Annotated in this window: 18 protein-coding genes; 11 read left to right on the top strand and 7 right to left on the bottom strand. The window is 64.4% G+C overall.

What is annotated here, in order from left to right; translation table 11 throughout:
• Nucleotides 1–5 precede the first annotated feature (5 nt).
• A complete protein-coding gene (gene glgC, locus ABZ677_RS26895; RefSeq protein ID WP_032394095.1) occupies nucleotides 6–1220 on the top strand; it encodes a glucose-1-phosphate adenylyltransferase in 1215 nt (404 codons plus the stop codon).
• 102 nt (nucleotides 1221–1322) lie between these two features.
• On the opposite strand, the gene ABZ677_RS26890 is transcribed toward glgC, so the two are convergent.
• A complete protein-coding gene (locus tag ABZ677_RS26890; RefSeq protein ID WP_032365496.1) occupies nucleotides 1323–1934 on the bottom strand; it encodes an O-methyltransferase in 612 nt (203 codons plus the stop codon).
• Nucleotides 1935–2173: 239 nt separating this feature from the next.
• On the opposite strand from ABZ677_RS26890, the gene sigE reads away from it, so the two are divergent.
• The 4 genes from sigE (at nucleotide 2174) to tatB (ending at nucleotide 5243) form a co-directional block, all read left to right on the top strand.
• Nucleotides 2174–2800, top strand: a complete 627-nt coding sequence (sigE, locus tag ABZ677_RS26885; RefSeq protein ID WP_052047749.1) for an RNA polymerase sigma factor SigE — start codon at nucleotides 2174–2176, stop codon at nucleotides 2798–2800.
• A 16-nt stretch (nucleotides 2801–2816) separates the two neighbouring features.
• Entirely contained in the window at nucleotides 2817–3143 is a 327-nt protein-coding gene (locus ABZ677_RS26880; RefSeq protein ID WP_037191683.1) for a hypothetical protein, read from the top strand.
• Nucleotides 3144–3335: 192 nt separating this feature from the next.
• A complete protein-coding gene (locus ABZ677_RS26875) occupies nucleotides 3336–4760 on the top strand; it encodes a trypsin-like peptidase domain-containing protein (RefSeq protein WP_358374944.1) in 1425 nt (474 codons plus the stop codon).
• An 18-nt stretch (nucleotides 4761–4778) separates the two neighbouring features.
• Nucleotides 4779–5243, top strand: a complete 465-nt coding sequence (gene tatB, locus ABZ677_RS26870; RefSeq protein WP_358374915.1) for a Sec-independent protein translocase protein TatB — start codon at nucleotides 4779–4781, stop codon at nucleotides 5241–5243.
• A 167-nt stretch (nucleotides 5244–5410) separates the two neighbouring features.
• Here the strand turns inward: tatB and ABZ677_RS26865 are convergent, their stop codons facing one another.
• From ABZ677_RS26865 to ABZ677_RS26840, 6 genes are all read right to left on the bottom strand, one after another.
• The gene (locus tag ABZ677_RS26865) at nucleotides 5411–6184 is read right to left on the bottom strand and encodes an amino acid ABC transporter ATP-binding protein (protein ID WP_094741307.1); all 774 of its coding nucleotides are present in this window, start codon (nucleotides 6182–6184) and stop codon (nucleotides 5411–5413) included.
• Entirely contained in the window at nucleotides 6181–7638 is a 1458-nt protein-coding gene (locus tag ABZ677_RS26860; RefSeq protein WP_094741308.1) for an amino acid ABC transporter substrate-binding protein/permease, read from the bottom strand. Before ABZ677_RS26860 ends, ABZ677_RS26865 begins: the two co-directional genes overlap by 4 nt.
• Nucleotides 7639–7728: 90 nt before the next feature.
• Nucleotides 7729–8865 (bottom strand): Mrp/NBP35 family ATP-binding protein, encoded by a 1137-nt coding sequence (locus ABZ677_RS26855; RefSeq protein ID WP_358374911.1) that lies wholly within the window; start codon nucleotides 8863–8865, stop codon nucleotides 7729–7731.
• A gap of 61 nt (nucleotides 8866–8926) precedes the next feature.
• On the bottom strand, nucleotides 8927–9799 hold the full coding sequence (locus tag ABZ677_RS26850) for a murein transglycosylase (protein ID WP_037191558.1): 873 nt from the start codon (nucleotides 9797–9799) through the stop codon (nucleotides 8927–8929).
• Nucleotides 9800–9917: 118 nt separating this feature from the next.
• Entirely contained in the window at nucleotides 9918–10466 is a 549-nt protein-coding gene (locus tag ABZ677_RS26845) for a DUF1003 domain-containing protein (RefSeq protein ID WP_052047740.1), read from the bottom strand.
• Between the two features lie 20 nt (nucleotides 10467–10486).
• Entirely contained in the window at nucleotides 10487–11761 is a 1275-nt protein-coding gene (locus ABZ677_RS26840) for a CBS domain-containing protein (protein ID WP_037191563.1), read from the bottom strand.
• A 60-nt stretch (nucleotides 11762–11821) separates the two neighbouring features.
• Here ABZ677_RS26840 and ABZ677_RS26835 point away from each other — a divergent pair, with 60 nt between their 5' ends.
• The 6 genes from ABZ677_RS26835 (at nucleotide 11822) to ugpC (ending at nucleotide 17810) form a co-directional block, all read left to right on the top strand.
• Nucleotides 11822–12778 carry a CoA ester lyase gene (locus ABZ677_RS26835; RefSeq protein ID WP_037191690.1) on the top strand — a complete coding sequence of 319 codons (957 nt, stop codon included), beginning with the start codon at nucleotides 11822–11824 and terminating at the stop codon, nucleotides 12776–12778.
• Nucleotides 12779–12848: 70 nt separating this feature from the next.
• Nucleotides 12849–13337, top strand: a complete 489-nt coding sequence (locus tag ABZ677_RS26830; protein WP_008714301.1) for a general stress protein — start codon at nucleotides 12849–12851, stop codon at nucleotides 13335–13337.
• 195 nt (nucleotides 13338–13532) lie between these two features.
• Nucleotides 13533–14855 (top strand): ABC transporter substrate-binding protein, encoded by a 1323-nt coding sequence (locus ABZ677_RS26825; RefSeq protein WP_094633857.1) that lies wholly within the window; start codon nucleotides 13533–13535, stop codon nucleotides 14853–14855.
• Complete coding sequence (locus ABZ677_RS26820; protein ID WP_094633856.1) at nucleotides 14852–15802, top strand: sugar ABC transporter permease; 951 nt, start codon at nucleotides 14852–14854, stop codon at nucleotides 15800–15802. Before ABZ677_RS26825 ends, ABZ677_RS26820 begins: the two co-directional genes overlap by 4 nt.
• Entirely contained in the window at nucleotides 15802–16635 is an 834-nt protein-coding gene (locus ABZ677_RS26815) for a carbohydrate ABC transporter permease (RefSeq protein ID WP_032375916.1), read from the top strand. The genes ABZ677_RS26820 and ABZ677_RS26815 overlap by 1 nt, the downstream gene beginning before the upstream one ends.
• Before the next feature lie 5 nt (nucleotides 16636–16640).
• On the top strand, nucleotides 16641–17810 hold the full coding sequence (gene ugpC, locus ABZ677_RS26810; protein WP_037191571.1) for a sn-glycerol-3-phosphate ABC transporter ATP-binding protein UgpC: 1170 nt from the start codon (nucleotides 16641–16643) through the stop codon (nucleotides 17808–17810).
• Nucleotides 17811–17870 lie beyond the last annotated feature (60 nt).

Raw genomic sequence — 17870 nt, 5'->3', positions numbered from 1 at the left:
AGTGGGTGAGGACACAACCGCACGTACTAGGGATTGTGCTTGCCGGCGGAGAGGGTAAGCGCCTTTACCCGATGACCGCGGACCGAGCCAAGCCAGCCGTTCCCTTCGGGGGCGCCTACCGACTCATCGACTTCGTACTGAGCAATCTCGTCAATGCCGGTTACCTCCGGCTCTGCGTGCTCACCCAGTACAAGTCCCACTCACTGGACCGCCACATCTCGCAGACGTGGCGACTGTCCGGGTTCGCCGGGGAGTACATCACCCCGGTTCCCGCGCAGCAGCGTCTCGGGCCCCGGTGGTACACCGGCAGTGCCGACGCCATCTTCCAGTCACTGAACCTGGTCTACGACGAGGACCCCGAATACATCGTGGTCTTCGGAGCCGACCACGTGTACCGCATGGATCCTGAGCAGATGGTGCAGCAGCACATCGACTCCGGTGCAGGCGTCACCGTCGCCGGAATCCGGGTTCCGCGCAGCGAGGCATTCGCGTTCGGGTGCATCGACTCCGACGAGAACGGCAAGATCACCCAGTTTCTCGAGAAGCCGGCTCAACCGCCCGGCACCCCCGACGACCCCGACGTCACCTACGCCTCCATGGGCAACTATGTCTTCACCACCAAGGTGCTCGTGGACGCCATCAAGGCCGACTCCGAGAACGTCGACTCCGACCACGACATGGGCGGCGACATCATTCCGGCACTCGTCGAAGCGGGCGTCGCCTCGGTGTACGACTTCAACGACAACGTCGTTCCCGGTGCCACCGAACGCGACCGCGGGTACTGGCGAGACGTGGGCACCATCGACGCCTTCTACGACGCCCACATGGACCTCGTGTCGGTGCACCCCATCTTCAACCTCTACAACCGCCGCTGGCCCATCCGCGGATCGGCCGAGAACCTGCCGCCCGCCAAGTTCGTCCAGGGCGGCTTGGCGCAGGAGTCGGTCGTCGGTGCCGGCTGCATCCTGTCCGCCGCCACGGTCCGCAACTCGGTGCTCAGCTCCAACGTCATGATCGACAGTGGCGCGACGGTCGAGGGCAGCGTCCTGATGCCCGGTGTCAGGATCGGTAAGGGTGCCGTGGTGCGGCACGCGATCCTGGACAAGAACGTCGTCGTGGGCGACGGCGAGATCATTGGCGTCGATCATGAGCGCGATCGCGAGCGCTTCAACGTCAGCGCCGGGGGAGTCGTCTCCGTCGGCAAGGGCGTCTGGATCTAGGAGCCTGCGGCATGTGAGTGGTGGAGCCCTCGGGTCGTTTCGCGGGCTCCACTCCTGCCTCGTAGTCCGCTACGAGTTACCACTCACATGCGGCGCAGCCGCTCAGGCTCTCGACGCGCAGATCAGCCCGTCACCCAGAGGCAGCAGCACCGTTGTCAGACGCTCGTCCTCGGCGATGGCCCGGGCAGCGGAGCGGACGGCCACCGCGGTCGCGTCGCGCTGAGTCGGGTCGGCTACGCGACCACCCAGTAATGCGTTGTGCAGCACCAGAACTCCGCCGGGGCGCAGGAGTCGAACACTCTCGGCGACGAAGTGTGGGTGGTCGGCCGGGCTGGCATCGATGAACACCAAGTCGTAGGTGTCGTCGGCCAACCGGGGGAGCACGTCGAGCGCCCAGCCGTTGATCAGCCGGGTACGCGAGGGCGCAATTCCCCCCGCGCGGAACGCTTCTCGGGCCGCACGCTGGTGCTCCGGTTCGGTGTCGATGGTCGTGAGGACACCGTCCGCGCGCATCCCGTCGAGCAGCCACAAACCGCTGATCCCTGCGCCGGTTCCGATTTCGACGACCGTCTTCGCGCCGAGCATCTGGGTGAAGATCGACAGAATCGCTCCGACAGACGGCGGTACCGGGGCGGCACCCAGGTCGACGGCTCGCTCTCTGGCTGCGATCAGAACCTCGTCCTCCTGAGCGGAGTCTTCGGCGTAGGCGAGCATCTTCTCGGCGTTGGTCGGCACGTCCCGAGGCTATCGTGCCCAGGGCACATTCTCACGCGCACATTCTCAGGTGCGCCTCAGCTGTTTCATACCGGACCCACACGCGGGTCCGTCAGGCTGTGGAGGAATCGAAGGTCCATCTCGATTGCGAAGTGTGAGCTGGAACATCCGAGGGTAGTCGTCGGTTGAATCAGAAGGACGTACGCAGTCCTGAGCAGGAGGATCCAACTATTTACAAGATCAACGGCGATCGCGACACCGCGCGTCTACCCGAGTCCGTACCCGCGCCCGACGATCTCAGCGGCACCGCAGTGTTCGATGCGACCGGCGAGGATTCCACCATGCCGTCCTGGGACGAACTGGTCCGCGAACACGGCGACCGCGTCTACCGCCTGGCCTACCGCCTGTCCGGCAACGCCCAGGACGCCGAGGATCTGACACAGGACACCTTCATTCGCGTGTTCCGCTCCCTGTCCAACTACCAGCCGGGCACCTTCGAGGGCTGGCTGCATCGCATCACCACCAACTTGTTCCTCGACATGGTTCGTCGGCGCAGCCGCATCCGTATGGAAGCGCTCCCCGAGGACTACGACCGTGTCCCTTCCGACCGGCCCAACCCCGAGCAGATCTACCACGATGCGCGCCTCGACCCCGATCTGCAGTCCGCGCTCGACTCGCTGGCACCGGAGTTCCGCGCCGCAATCGTGCTGTGCGACATCGAAGGACTGTCGTACGAGGAGATCGGTGCGACACTGGGCGTCAAGCTCGGAACGGTTCGCAGTCGCATTCACCGTGGACGCCAGGCGCTACGCGAGTACCTTCGAGTGCACGGGAAGGTCGACTCGGGTCACGCAAGTGTCCACTAGCTACGAGGAGGGTTGGATGACGCAGGCGCGCAAGCCGAGGCGATTCAGCTCCACCGAACATCTGGCCAGTGAGGCCGTCGCGGCGTACGTCGATGGCGAATTGCGAATGCCGGCCTACCTCCGTGCAGCCGACCACCTGTCCGAATGCCCCGAATGTGCCGCCGAGGTCGAGGCCCAGCAGCAGGCACGGAAGGCACTGCGCGGAGCAGGGGAGATGTCGATGCCGCATTCTCTGCTCGGACTGCTGAGCCAGATACCGTCCTGCGCGGGCGAGGATCGGCCGTCCCACACCAAGCGAACCTTCATGTCCGCCGTCGCCGACGTGCGCCGTCGCCGACGCTGATCGCACCGAGATCTGCGCGACGACTTCTCACCTGCATCGAGCCGCGCCGACCGCTCGAGTGATACTGAACTCTCACACCGACGTATGCGAGGGGTAACCGGACGCGTGACATCGAATTCGACCAGCACCGAGACCGCAGGCACCGACCCGGCAGATTTCGAGGGCGCAGGGACCGGTCCCGAAGGTCCTCGGTTGCCACCGCGTCCGGTCTATCGGCCGTCCGTCGATCCGGTGTCGGCCTCGGTGTTCGGACGTCCCGACGATGTGAACGGTTCGTTCTCCCCGCGTAGGCCCGGCGAGGAACTTCCCTCGCGCGTATCGGTTCGTCCACCCGATCCCATCCTCGCCGAGGCGTTCGGACGCCCGGACGATGCCCAGGACTCGCTGCAGCGCGACCCGAACGCCGAGGACGACAGCGACACGGCCCCGTCGGCTCCGGCCGATCCGTGGCGCGATCCAACCGCTCGGGTGTCCCTCGGCAGCGCGGCGCTCGATTCCCCGCCTCCTCCCGTTCTTCCACCGGGCACCAAACTCGGTGTGCGCGACGTGCTGTTCGGCCGGTCGGTGTCCGTCCGAGCTCTCGTCGTACTCGGCGTTCTCGCCCTCGTCATCGGATTGGTCGGCGGGCTGTTCGGTCGCCTCACCGCCGAGGTCACCGGGGCGTTGACCAGTCAAAAAGTGACCCTGACCCAGTCCAGCGGCGACGACATCCCGCGCGGGCAGATCAGCAAGGTCGCCGACGCCGTCCTGCCGTCCGTCGTCTCGATCCAGGTGACGCTCGGCGAGACCGGCGGCACCGGCTCGGGCGTCGTCATCGACGGTGCCGGCTACATCGTCACGAACAACCACGTGATCTCACTGGCCGCATCCGACCCGGAGAACTCGACCCTGGAAGTGACGTTCTCCGACGGCACCAAGGTGCCGGCCGACATCGTCGGACGCGACACCAAGACCGACCTCGCCGTCCTCAAGACCGATGTCGGCAACCTCACCGTCGCCGAACTCGGTCGTTCCGCCGACGTTCGCGTCGGGCAGGACGTGATCGCCGTCGGCTCACCGCTCGGCTTGAACAAGACCGTCACCTCGGGCATCGTCAGCGCGCTCGATCGGCCCGTCGCCCTGTCGGGTGAGGGCACCGACACCAACGCCGTCATCGATGCCGTGCAGACCGACGCCGCCATCAACCCCGGCAACTCCGGCGGTCCACTCATCGACTTCGAGGGCCGCGTGATCGGCATCAACTCGGCCATCCGCAGCGAGAGCGGCGGATCGGTAGGCCTCGGCTTCGCCATTCCGGTCGACGAGGTGTTCGAGGTGACGCAGTCATTGATCCGGGACGGTGTCATGCGGCACCCCGACATCGGAATCAATGCCCGCTCGGTCATCAACGACACCTCGGCAGGCGCGGAAGTGGCGAACGTCCGCGCCGACGGTCCTGCCCAGCAGGCCGGAATCGTCGAAGGCGATGTCATCACCAAGGTCGGCGACCGAGCCGTGGGCGACGCCGACGAACTGGTCGTCGCCGTGCAGGCCACGACCATCGGGGAGCCGGTTCCGGTGCAACTCGTCCGGTCGGGGCGGCTGGTGGACCTCTCCGTCACGCCGGTTTCGGACTGACGACGTAGGCTGGCAGGCGTGTTCGGCAACATCGGTTGGGGAGAGCTCGTCATTCTCCTCGTAGCAGCTCTCGTCATCCTCGGCCCCGATCGCCTCCCCGGCGCCATCAGCTGGGTGTCCAAGTCGATCCGTCAGGTCAAGGACTACGCCAACGGCGCGAGCCAACAGCTCAAGGACGAACTCGGTACCGACTTCGAGGACCTCCGCAAACCGCTCGCGGATCTCAATCAACTCCGGGGCATGACCCCGCGGGCAGTGATCACCAAGCACCTGCTCGACGGCGACGACTCGGTCTTCAAGAACCCACTCGAGGACACCTTCAAGGGCAAGCCCTTCGACGCCAAGCCGAAGAGTCCGGGCGGCCCGACGCCTCGGAACGGCGTGTCCTCGGGTAGTGCGTCCGGCGGCACGGTGTCGATGAGCAAGAACGAGCCGAAACTGTCGGCCGGCGACACCCCGCCGATCGACGCCGACGCCACATAAGCCTGAACCGTTCTTCGTTCGGTCGCACCCGTCCGCGTCAATGGACCCTTGAACACGTCTGAGCGCGGCAATGGTCCATTCACGCCGACCCCGCTGCTGCGTCAATGGACCCTTGCATACGTCTGAGCGCTGCAGTGGTCCATTGACGCAAACGGCGGGCGGGCGGGCTAGAGCACCTTGTTCAGGAAGTCCTGAGTACGTGGGTTCTGTGGGTTTCCGAACAACTCGTCGGGGGTGCCTTCTTCGACGATGACGCCCTCGGCCATGAAGATCACTCGATCGGCGACCTCGCGTGCGAAGCCCATCTCGTGGGTCACGACGACCATGGTCATGCCGCCCTTGGCGAGGTCGCGCAGCACCTGCAGTACTTCTCCGACCATCTCGGGGTCGAGTGCGCTGGTGGCCTCGTCGAACAGCATGATCGACGGGCTCATGGCCAGTGCCCGGGCGATGGCGACGCGCTGCTTCTGCCCGCCGGAGAGGTTGGCCGGCTTGTAGTTCGCACGCTCGGACAGGCCCACTTGTTCGAGCAGTTTCACGGCCGAATCCTTGGCCTGCGACTTCGACATCTTCTTGGTCTCGACGGGCGCGAGCATGACGTTCTCGAGGGCGGTCATGTGTGGGAAGAGGTTGAAGTGCTGAAACACCATGCCGATGTTCTGGCGCACCTTGTCCAGGTCGACGTTCTTGGCCGTGAGGTCGGTGCCGTCGACGACGACCGATCCGGCGGTGATGTCCTCGAGCTTGTTGAGGCAACGCAGGAACGTGCTCTTGCCGGAGCCGGACGGCCCGATGACGCACACCACTTCACCGTTGGCGATCTCGGCGTCGATGCCCTTGAGAACCGTGTTGTCGCCGAACGCCTTCTGCAGGCCCTTGATGGAGATCTTGGTTCCGGAACCGCTGTCGACCGGCAGGTCCTTGGTCAGTTCGGTGCTCATTTGTTGATCCTCTTCTCGAGCCGGTTCGACAGCTTGGTGAGAGCCATGATGATGATGAAGTACAGAACGCCGACGATGAGCCACATGTTGAACGACTCGAAGTTGCGGGCGATGATCAGACGACCCGTCTGGGTCAGTTCGGCGAGGCCGATGACCGAGAGCAGTGACGTGTCCTTGAGCGTGATGACGAACTGATTGATGTACGACGGGATCATCGTGCGAATTGCCTGTGGCATCACCACTTTTCGCATCGACTTGAGGTAGCTGATGCCGAGGCTGCGTGAGGCCTCCATCTGTCCCTTGTCGACGGCGAGGATGCCGCCGCGGACGATCTCGGCCATGTAGGCACCGGCGTTGAGCGAGAGCGTGATGATGCCTGCGGTGAACGCCGACATCTGGAAGTTCAGCGCCGCGGGTACACCGAAGTAGATGAAGAATGCCTGCACCAGGAGCGGTGTGCCACGGAAGATGTCGACGTAGGTGGTGCCGATGCCGCGGAGCACGATGTTGGTGGAGACGCGGAACAGACCGAAGATCCCGCCGAGCACCAACGCGATGGCGATGGAAATGACGGTCAACACGATGGTCAGCCACAGGCCCTTGAGCAGCAACTGCCAGCTGCTGGCGATCAGACCGGGGATGGACGTGTCGGCGGTGGAGGCATCGGCGTTGAGGTAGGTGTCGAGAATCTGGTCGTACTGGCCGTTGGCGCGCAGGTTCTCGAGTCCGGTGTTGAACTGTTCGAGCAACTGGGCGTTGGTGCCCTTGGCGACCGCGAATCCGTAACTGGCACCGGCTTCCTTCTCGGTGACGGTCTTGAATCCGTTGCCCTGGGTGATGCCGTAGGCGAGCACGGGGTAGTCCTCGAAGGCGGCCGCCGAGTTGCCGGTGCGCACTTCCTCGAACATCGTGGCGGAATCGTCGAAGCTGCGAATGGTGAAGCCGTACTGGTCTGCGATCGACGCGGCGAAGGTCGCGCCCTCGGTGCCGTTCTTGACCGCGACGGACTTGCCGCGCAGATCCTCGTAACCGGTGATGTCGTCGTTGGAATCCAGAATCGCCATCTGGACACCGGAATCGAAGTACGGCTCGGAGAAGTCGAAGGTGGCCTTGCGTTCGTCGGTGATCGACATGCCGGCGATCATTCCGTTGAACTGGCCGCTGGTGACGCCCTGGAGTGCGGTATCGAAACCGACCTGCTCGACGGTGTAGTCGAAGCCTTGATCCACCGAGATCGCGGCGAGTAGGTCCATGTCGATTCCGACGAGTTTGCCGCTCTCGTCCTGGAATTCGAAGGGTGCGAACGTGGTGTCGGTCGCGATCGAATAGTTCTGTGCAGGCGGGGCGGGTTGTGCGGATGCCATGGCGGGACCGAGCAGCGATCCCAACAGGGTGATCAGCAGTGCGATCAGAACCGGAACGACGACCGGCCTGACCCGATGCGGCTTCTTCATGAAGGCCACTCTCTATCGACAGTAGGATTGAAGGCAAATCCTAAGGCCCCAACCCTGTTTCCCGCGTCGTTTGTCGGGTATAAGCGCGACTTACAGTTTGCGCGCCGAATCGATGCCGAGTGACATTCCGACCAGCCCACGTTCGCGGACTGCCAACTTCGCAGCTACCGCCTCCAAAGCTTGTGCCGCAGGCGATTCCGGGTTGCTCAGCACGATAGGCGTCCCGGCGTCGCCGCCCTCTCGGACTGCGGTGTCGAGCGGAATCTGGCCGAGAAGGGGAACGCTGACACCCACTGCCTTGGTCAATCTGTCCGATACGTCCTGTCCGCCACCGGATCCGAAGATGTCCATGCGGGTGCCGTCGGGCAGCTCGAGCCACGACATGTTCTCCACGACACCTGCCACGCGCTGCCGAGTCTGTAGTGCGATCGCACCCGCGCGCTCGGCGACCTCGGCCGCGGCCTGCTGCGGGGTGGTGACCACGAGGATTTCCGCGCTCGGGATGAGCTGAGCGACAGAGATTGCCACGTCTCCGGTGCCGGGCGGAAGGTCGAGCAGCAGTACGTCCAGATCGCCCCAGAAGACGTCGGCCAGGAACTGCTGCAGCGCGCGGTGCAGCATCGGTCCACGCCACACGACCGGGGTGTTGCCCTGGGTGAACTGCGCGATCGAGATGAACTTCACGCCGTGTGCCTGCGGCGGCATGATCATCTTCTCGACCTGGGTCGGTCGTGCGTCGTTGCCGAGCATGCGAGGTACGGAGTGACCGTAGATGTCGGCGTCGAGCACGCCGACCGACAAACCGCGAGCGGTCAGCGATGCGGCGAGATTGACCGTCACGCTGGACTTGCCGACTCCGCCCTTGCCCGACGCCACCGCGTACACGCGGGTCAGGGATCCGGGTTGCGCGAAGGGAATGATCGGCTCTGCGGAATCGCCGCGCAGTGACTTGCGGAGTTCGGTGCGCTGCTCGTCGTTCATCACGTCGAGTTCGACCGATACGGTGCCGACGCCTGCGACGTCGGCGACGGCGTTCTTGACGCGGTCGCTGATCTCGGTCTTCATCGGACAACCGGAGGTGGTGAGGTAGATGCCGACGCCGACGGCTCCGTCGTCGGAGATGTCGATGCTCTTGACCATCCCCAGATCGGTGATGGGTTTGCGGATCTCGGGGTCGATCACCTTCGAGAGCGCGGTCCGAACGTCGGATTCGGTCAATACAGCCATTGCCTCATGCTAGGCGGTGGGCCGACTCCCGTTGGACAGCAGGGCAGGCGCGGACACCCGATCAGTGAATGCGCGGGAGCTGGTCCGACGTCGGGACGATGCCGGTGGCGTATCCGGCCGACCATGCGAGCACGTTCGCCACGTAGGCCATCGAGTTGTTGTAGCGCAGGATCGCCTTGGTGGTCGATCCGAGGTCGCGCATGTCGGTGCCGTCGTCGCACAGGTACATGCCGGTGGCCAGGGCCGCGTCGTACAGGTTCTGCGGGTCGGAGACGCCGTCCCCGTTGCCGTCCGCGTGGTAGAGGTTCCACGTCGAGGGCAGGAACTGCATGGGTCCGACTGCGCGGTCGTATTCGGTGTCGCCGTCGAGTGCTCCACCGTCGGTGTCGCGAATCACCTGGTTGCCCGCGAGGGTGCCGTTCAGGCGTGGACCGAGGATGGGCTCGTGCAGCTCGCCCGAGTCGTCGACCTTGCCGTTGTTGGCGTGGGTGGATTCGACACGGCCGATGCCGGCGATGACGGTCCAGCTGATGCCGCAGCCGGGTTGCTGCTGGGCCAGGATGCGCTCGGCGTTCTTGTAGGCCGAGACGTTGACGACCGGAATCGCGATGGGGCTGACCGCGAGGTTGGTGGGCAGCTCGGGTGTGGGCGGAATCTCGGGGACCGGGGCGGGTGCCGGGACCGCAGCGGGTACCGGAAGCTCGGCCTGGGCCACCGGTTGCGCCTGCTGCTCCTGGGCGATCGGCTGCGGGGTTTCGACCACCGAGTTGGATTCCTGCGCTGCAGGCGAGGTTTTCGCACTGACGAAAGGAATGTATTCCGTGGCTCCGGCGCTGGTGGCGGCGGTGACGAGTCCTGCGGGGACGAGACCTGCCAGAGCAATCACCGAATTCCGTCGGACCTTGGAAGTCGATGCTTTTCTGTGACGACCCACGCGTGCTGTACCTCCTGATTTCCCCGGATGACAACCGGGGCCCGACCTGATGACCGGGGTCGAGGGTACCTGATTCGAGACTGTTCCGTTACCGGGCTGTTATCAGCGGAGGAGGGGTCTAGTGCGCTTCGGGGTCGAATGTCGCCGTATCCGGGCCCGATGCGTCCTCCGGCACCCGGCCGGCTGCCTTCTTGCGTGACTTCTTCGGAGTTGCGACCGGCTGTCCCGTCGCCTGTTCGAGGAGTGCCTTCACCTCGTCCAGTTCGCGGCGCAGATAGTCGCGGGTGGCGACTTCTCCGACGGCGATGCGCAGCGCTGCGAGTTCGCGAGCGAGGAACTCGGTGTCGGCCTTCGTCTGTTGTGCGCGAGAACGGTCCTCTTCGAGCGAGACTCGGTCTCGGTCGTCCTGCCGATTCTGGGCCAGCAGAATCAGCGGAGCCGCGTACGCGGCCTGGGTCGAGAACGCGAGGTTGAGCAGGATGAAGGGATAGGGGTCCCACCGGAGGTTGACGGCCACGACGTTGAGGAAGATCCAGACGATCACGATGCCCGTCTGGATTGCCAGGTAGCGGCCGGTACCGAGGAATCTGGCAGCCTTCTCGCCCGACTTGCCGAGGTCGAAGTCGAGGTTGACGTTGAACATCCGCGACCCGCGCGGAGTGTCCATTCTCTGGCGTGCTGTTTCTTTCACTGTCCGGCCACTTCCTGATCTCGCCAGTCCTCGGGCAGCAGGTGATCGAGGACGTCGTCCACGGTCACGGCCCCGACCAGGTGGTCCTCGTCGTCGACCACCGGGCCGCAGACGAGGTTGTACGTCGCGAAGTATCGCGTCACGGCGGTGAGGCTGTCCTCGGGGGACAACCGCGGCAGCGCGCTGTCCACCACGCCGCCGACCAGACTCGCCGGCGGTTCTCGAAGCAATTGCTGCAGATGCACGCAGCCGAGATACGGGCCGGTGGGGGTGGCCGTCGGTGGCCGCACCACGAACACGAGCGAGGCCAGCGCGGGCGTCAGGTCGGGGTTGCGCACCCGGGCGAGCGCCTCGGCCACCGTCGTCGATGCGGTGAGTACGACGGGTTCGGGGGTCATCAGACCGCCTGCGGTGTCGGGGGAGTGCTCGAGCAGACGGCGGACCGGTGCCGAGTCCTCCGGATCCATCAGTCGCAGAAGCGATTCCGCTTCGGTCTCGGGCAGCTCGCCGAGGAGGTCGGCGGCATCGTCGGGGTCCATGGCCTCGAGCAGATCGGCACCGCGATCGACGCCGAGGTAGTGCATCATTTCCACCTGGTCGTCGTCGGGCAGTTCCTGGACGACGTCGGCGAGACGTTCGTCGTCCAACGCCCGCGCCACCTCCATACGACGTTTGACGGGGAGCTCACGCATCGCGTTGGCGACGTCGGCCGCGCGTAGATCCTCGAACTGCATGAGAAGCTGTGCGACACCTTGATCGGGCATCGACAATTCGTTCTGAGTGAGCCCCTGCACGTGCTGCCAGTCCACGACGTGGATCGCACCACGGCGCGCGAGCCGTTGCCGTTGCTTGCGTACCGCAACCCGTGCGACCACCCAGTCGCGAGTTCGGGTGAGTTCGATGCCGAGGTCGACGACGATGGAATCGACGTCGTGCAGCTCGTCGAGCTCGGGGTCGTCGACGCGCACCTTGGAGTCGAGAATCTGCGCGAACACGAGAATCTCGTTCGCGCGCTGAGTGAATCGCCGCAGACTGACGTTCCCGGTCGTGAGCTGGACCGAGTTCGGTTCGATGCTGGTGACTCTGAGCATCGGCACGAAAATTCTTCGCCGAGTTGCCAATTCGACCACGAGGCCGAGCACTCTCGGTTGCGCTCTACCGACGCGCATCGAGATCACCACGTCACGGACCCGTCCGATCGATTCGCCGTCGGGGCCCAGGACACCCAGGCCGGCGAGCCTGGCCGCGAATACCTTGCTCAGTGCTGCCATGATGGCAAGGTTAGAGGCTTCGCAATACAGAGGGTGAATCAGACAGGGGTTGTGCTCGTCGTGAATACTTCGGGCCCGCGGCGATCGGTGTTGGCCGTTCCGGGCAGTTCGGACAAGATGATCGCCAAGGCCAAGGGTCTACCGGCGGACGCGATCTTTCTCGATCTCGAAGATGCCGTTGCGCCCATCGCGAAGGTCGAGGCCCGCGCGCGCATCGTCGACGCACTCAATTCCGATGGCTGGGGCGACCAGATCAAGGTCGTTCGTGTCAACGACTGGACGACGCAGTGGACGTACGGCGACGTCATCGACGTCGTGTCGGGTGCCGGCCGCACTCTCGACGCCATCCTGCTGCCGAAGGTGGAGTGCGCCGCGCACGTGCAGGCACTGGATCTGCTGCTCACCCAGGTCGAGAAAGAGCACGGACTCGACGTCGGTGCGATCGGGATCGAACCGCAGATCGAGAGCGCCCGCAGTCTGCGCAACATCGACGAGATCGCGACTGCGAGCCCGCGGGTGCAAACCCTGGTGTTCGGTCCCGCTGATCTGATGGCCAGCGTCAACATGCGCACTCTGGTCGTCGGCGAGCAGCCGGTCGGATACGACACGGGCGACGCCTATCACCACATTCTGATGACCATTCTTCTCGCCGCCAGGACGCACGGTCTGCAGGCGATCGACGGTCCCTATCTGCAGATTCGCGATCTCGACGCTTTCCGCCGGGCGGCCGGCCGCACGGCAGGTCTCGGCTTCGACGGCAAGTGGGTGCTGCATCCGACGCAGATCGAGGCGGCCAACGAAATCTTCGCGCCGCGTCAGGCCGACTACGACAAGGCCGAGATGATCCTCGACGCGTACGAGTTCCACACGTCCGCGGCGGGCGGCGGCCGCGGCGCAGTGATGTTGGGCGACGAGATGATCGACGAGGCGAGCCGCAAGATGGCGCTCGTCGTCTCGGCGAAGGGCCGGGCGGCAGGAATGACGCGTACGACTGCCTTCGTGCCGCCCACGTCCTGACCGACCGTCAACCTGCTGTGAACCGCTACAACGGGTGTGCCGGTTGTCCGTTTCGGGGCACAATGGAGTCATGACTAATCCCCTCTCGCAGTCGGGCCGCCCAGGGCAGGGACTGCCGACGCCGCCTTCCGGTTGGCCGATCGGTTCCTACCCCACCTATGCCGAGGCACAGCGCGCCGTCGACTACCTGTCCGACGAGGAGTTCTCGGTACAGGACGTCACGATCGTCGGCGTCGATCTGATGCAGGTCGAGCGCGTCCTCGGCCGCCTCACGTGGCCCAAAGTGATTGGTGGAGGCATCGTTTCGGGTGCATGGCTGGGTGTGTTCCTCGGTCTGGTCCTCGGAATCTTCAGTGAGAACATCTTCGGAGCGCTGCTCATCGGCGTCGGCGGTGGCATCATCTTCGGCCTGATCTCGGCCTCCATTCCGTATGCGGCCACCAAGGGACAGCGCGATTTCGCGTCGAGCATGCAGTTGGTGGCGGGTCGCTACGACGTCCTCTGCGAGCCTCGAACGGCAGAGAAAGCACGCGACCTGCTCGCCAAACTGTCGATCTGATCACACCTGGTGGACGACCAGGCAACCGACAGGTAACGGAATAGCCCCAAATCGCCCTCTATGCCAGTGAGTTCGGTTACGTTTCTTTCGTGCACGGCAGTCCCACACAGTGTGCTGCGCGAGTAATTGAACGTACGGAGGCGGAAAGTGCCGAGACATCGTGGTCGTAGGCGTGGAAGAGCGACGAGAATAGGGGTGTTGGCGGCAGCGGCTCTGGTGACGAGTCCGTTGCTCGCAGCGTGTGGTTCGTCCGACAGTTCTGTTCCGGTTCTGAGTTTCTACACTGCCGCAGACGGCGCAGAGCAGTACGCCGCTGCGGCACAGGTGTGTTCGGACGCCTCGAACGGCCGCTACCGCGTGGAGCAGCGAACTCTGCCCAAGAGCGCGAACGATCAGCGTCTCCAGCTCGCGCGGCGTCTCGCCGGCAACGACAGGACGCTGGATCTGATGACACTCGACGTGGTGTGGACGGCCGAATTCGCCGAGGCCGGATGGGCATTGCCGGTACCCGACGACCTGTCCGCGAAGCTCCGCGACGGCTCCACTCTCGAAGGCCCGCTCGCGACGGCGGAATGGCAGGACCAGCTGTACGCGGTTCCGCTCAACTCCAACACCCAGTTGCTCTGGTATCGGCCCGACGAGGTGCCGGACGGAGTACCGCCGCAGACGTGGGATCAGCTGATCGACGTGGCCGAGGCCAATGCGGCCGAGGGTAAGCCGGGCCAGATCGGCGTTCAGGCCAAGCAGTACGAGGGCTTCATGGTGTGGTTCAACTCGCTGCTCGAGAGCGCGGGTGGTTCGGTCGTCGCCGAGGACGGAACGACGGTGACGCTGAACGACACTCCCGAGCATCGCGCGGCCACCGAGAAGGCCCTCGAGATCATCAAGCGAGTGGCCACGGCCGACGGCCGCGATCCGTCGGTCTCGCAGAGCGACGAGGCAACTGCGCGCCTCGGCATGGAATCGGGACGGATGGCCTTCCAGGTCAACTACCCGTTCGTGCTGCCCGGGCTGAAGGAGAACGCCATCGCCGGTGCCGTCTCGTTCCTCGATCTCGCGAACGTGCCAGCCGATCAGCAGGATGCGCGGATAGCCGAGGTCTTCCGCAGTGCTCCGTATCCGGAGGTGAATGCGGGCGAGCCCGCGAAGGTCACCATCGGTGGATTCAACATCGGTGTCGCGAAGACCACTCAGCACGAGGACCTCGCCTGGGAGGCCGTCGAGTGCCTCACCAACGAGGAGAACCAGCGCAACAACGCCATCAACGGTGGCGTGCCGCCGGTGCTGAAGTCGCTGTACTCCGATCCGGAGTTCCAGGCCTCCTACCCCGCATGGGAAGGCGTGCTCGGTTCCATCGAATCGGCGGCTGTGAGGCCCGTTTCGCCTGCCTACCAGAGCATTTCGATTCTGCTGACCGATGCGCTCAACCCGCCGCAGAGCATCGATCCGGTGGCCGACGTGGACAAGCTCGCAGATCTGGTCTCCAAGGCCGTCAATTCCGAAGGGTTGATTCCATGAGCACCACCACCGAGTCACAGCCCGCATCGCAGCCCGTCGACAAGCAAGCGGCGCTGAAGAACGTCTCCGACGGCAAGAAGGCCGAACGTCGCCTGGGGCTGATGCTCATCGCGCCCGCCGCGCTGCTGATGATCGCGGTCACCGGGTATCCGATCATCTACGCGTTCTGGCTCAGCCTGCAGAAGTACAACCTCGCATTCCCCGAGGATCGTGAATTCGTCGGTATCTCCAACTACGTGACCGTGCTGTCCGACGGCTACTGGTGGACGGCGTTCGGCGTCACCGCGGGCATCACGATCATCTCGGTGATCATCGAGTTCATCCTCGGCCTGGCGGTGGCACTGGTGATGCATCGCACCATCTTCGGTCGCGGACTCGTGCGCACCGTGGTGCTCATCCCGTACGGCATCGTGACCGTCGCCGCCGCGTACAGCTGGTACTACGCGTGGACCCCCGGCACGGGCTATCTCGCCAATCTGCTGCCCGACGGTAGTGCTCCGCTCACCGAGCAGTTCCCGTCCCTGGCGATCGTGGTGTTGGCCGAGGTCTGGAAGACCACGCCGTTCATGGCGCTGCTGTTGCTGGCGGGCCTGGCTCTGGTGCCCGACGATCTGCTCAAGGCGGCCGAGGTCGACGGAGCGGGTGCGTGGACCAGGCTGATGCGCATCACGATTCCGTTGATGAAGCCGGCGATTCTCGTCGCGGTGCTCTTCCGCACCCTCGACGCGTTCCGCATCTTCGACAATATCTACGTGCTCACCCGAGGCAGCAACGAAACCGGATCGGTCTCGATTCTCGGTTACAACAACCTGTTCGGTGCGTTCAACCTCGGACTCGGGTCGGCGATCAGCATTCTGATCTTCTTCTGCGTCGCGATCATCGCGTTCGTGTTCATCAAGTTGTTCGGTGCATCGGCACCGGGATCCGACGACGGAGGCCGCAAGTAATGACCACTGTTACGCCTCGCAAGAAGGTCGGTTGGACGGTCGTCAACGTCCTCGTCCTGCTCTACGCACTGGTTCCACTGCTGTGGATCATCAGCCTCTCGTTCAAGTCGACGGCCACCATAGCCGACGGCAACTTCATTCCGCGATCGATCACCTTCGACAACTACAAGGGCATCTTCTCGACCAATCAGTTCACCTCGGCTTTGGTGAACTCGATCGGTATCGGACTGATCACCACCGTGATCGCCGTGGTGATCGGCACGATGGCTGCGTATGCCGTTGCTCGCCTGGACTTTCCGGGAAAGAAGGCTCTGGTCGGTGCAGCACTTCTCATCGCGATGTTCCCCCAGATCTCGCTGGTGACACCGCTGTTCGACATCTCCCGCTCGCTGGGACTGTTCGACACCTGGCCGGGACTGATCATTCCGTACATCACCTTCGCGTTGCCGTTGGCGATATACACCCTGTCGGCGTTCTTCCGCGAGATCCCGTGGGAGCTCGAAAAGGCAGCGAAGATGGACGGCGCGACGCCCGCACAGGCGTTCCGCAAGGTCATCGCCCCGCTGGCCGCCCCCGGCATCGTCACCGCCGCCATTCTGGTGTTCATCTTCGCCTGGAACGACCTGCTGCTCGCCATCTCGTTGACGGCAACAGAACGTTCGGTCACCGTCCCGGCGGCCATCTCGCAGTTCACCGGTAGCTCTCAGTTCGAGGAGCCCACGGGGTCGATCGCGGCGGCAGCAGTCGTCATCACGATCCCGATCATCATTTTTGTGCTCTTCTTCCAACGACGTATCGTGGCGGGCTTGACGTCCGGCGCAGTGAAGGGATAACCGTCATGGCCGAAATCGTTCTCGACAAAGTCACCAAGCTCTACCCCGACGGCGCCGCCGCGGTCAGCGACGTCGACATCACCATCGCCGACGGCGAATTCATCATTCTCGTCGGGCCGTCCGGTTGCGGAAAGTCGACCACCCTCAACATGATCGCCGGTCTCGAGGACATCTCGTCCGGCGAGCTGCGCATCGCGGGGGAGCGCGTCAACGAGAAGGCACCGAAGGATCGCGACATCGCGATGGTCTTCCAGTCGTACGCGCTGTACCCGCACATGACGGTGCGGCAGAACATCGCCTTCCCACTGACGCTCGCCAAGCTCTCGAAGTCGGAGATCAACAGCAAGGTCGAGGAGGCAGCCAAGATCCTCGACCTCAGCCAGCATCTCGACCGCAAGCCGGCGAACCTCTCCGGTGGTCAGCGTCAGCGAGTTGCCATGGGCCGCGCCATCGTTCGTACACCCAAGGCGTTCCTGATGGACGAGCCGCTGTCCAACCTCGACGCGAAGCTGCGCGTGCAGACCCGCGCCGAGATCTCGCGTCTGCAGAAGCGGCTCGGCACCACCACCGTGTACGTCACGCACGACCAGACCGAGGCCATGACCCTCGGCGATCGCGTCGTGGTGCTGCGCGGCGGGTTGGTGCAGCAGATCGGTTCTCCGCAGGAGCTGTACGACAAGCCGCGAAACCTGTTCGTGGGCGGCTTCATCGGATCGCCCTCGATGAACTTCGTTCCCGGACAGCTCACCTCGAACGGTGTCTCGACCGCGTTGGGCGATATCGACATCCCGCTCGAGCGGATGGATGCGATCAAGGCCAAGAACCCGGGCCGCGAGGTGGTCGTCGGCATCCGCCCCGAGCACTTCGAGGACGCGGCTCTGATCGACGGTTACCAGAAGATGAGCGGTGCCACCTTCACCGCCACCGTCGACGTACTCGAGTCGATGGGTAGCGACAAGTACGTCTACTTCACGCTCAAGGGCGCGCGGGTCGAATCCAGCGAGCTGCAGGAGCTCGCAGCGGACGCGGGTATCGCCGATCTCGGTGGCGCACAGGTGGTTGCACGTCTGGCCGCCGAATCCAAGGCCGCCGAGGGTGGTCAGGTGGAACTGTGGTTCGATCCGGCGAAGATCTCGGTGTTCGACCAGGCCTCGGGTGCGAACCTGACGCTGTAGTGCCTACGGCAGTGGTGTGGTGTGGGGGGGAGGGGGGGCGGAAGAGAGACAACGAGCAAA

It is taken from the genome of Rhodococcus sp. NPDC006774 (genome assembly GCF_040636045.1).
Classification (GTDB): Bacteria; Actinomycetota; Actinomycetes; order Mycobacteriales; family Mycobacteriaceae; genus Rhodococcoides.
Note: the sequence above shows the minus strand (reverse complement) of the source record. Positions and strands in the feature narration are given on the sequence as shown.

Coding starts and splice junctions, on each gene's coding strand:
- ABZ677_RS26890 (WP_032365496.1), bottom strand. CDS start 1,934: ATGCTCGCCTACGCCGAAGACTCCGCTCAGGAGGACGAGGTTCTGATC.
- ABZ677_RS26880 (WP_037191683.1), top strand. CDS start 2,817: ATGACGCAGGCGCGCAAGCCGAGGCGATTCAGCTCCACCGAACATCTG.
- ABZ677_RS26865 (WP_094741307.1), bottom strand. CDS start 6,184: ATGAGCACCGAACTGACCAAGGACCTGCCGGTCGACAGCGGTTCCGGA.
- ABZ677_RS26860 (WP_094741308.1), bottom strand. CDS start 7,638: ATGAAGAAGCCGCATCGGGTCAGGCCGGTCGTCGTTCCGGTTCTGATC.
- ABZ677_RS26855 (WP_358374911.1), bottom strand. CDS start 8,865: ATGGCTGTATTGACCGAATCCGACGTTCGGACCGCGCTCTCGAAGGTG.
- ABZ677_RS26845 (WP_052047740.1), bottom strand. CDS start 10,466: ATGGACACTCCGCGCGGGTCGCGGATGTTCAACGTCAACCTCGACTTC.
- ABZ677_RS26840 (WP_037191563.1), bottom strand. CDS start 11,761: ATGGCAGCACTGAGCAAGGTATTCGCGGCCAGGCTCGCCGGCCTGGGT.
- ABZ677_RS26830 (WP_008714301.1), top strand. CDS start 12,849: ATGACTAATCCCCTCTCGCAGTCGGGCCGCCCAGGGCAGGGACTGCCG.
- ABZ677_RS26820 (WP_094633856.1), top strand. CDS start 14,852: ATGAGCACCACCACCGAGTCACAGCCCGCATCGCAGCCCGTCGACAAG.
- ABZ677_RS26815 (WP_032375916.1), top strand. CDS start 15,802: ATGACCACTGTTACGCCTCGCAAGAAGGTCGGTTGGACGGTCGTCAAC.
- ugpC (WP_037191571.1), top strand. CDS start 16,641: ATGGCCGAAATCGTTCTCGACAAAGTCACCAAGCTCTACCCCGACGGC.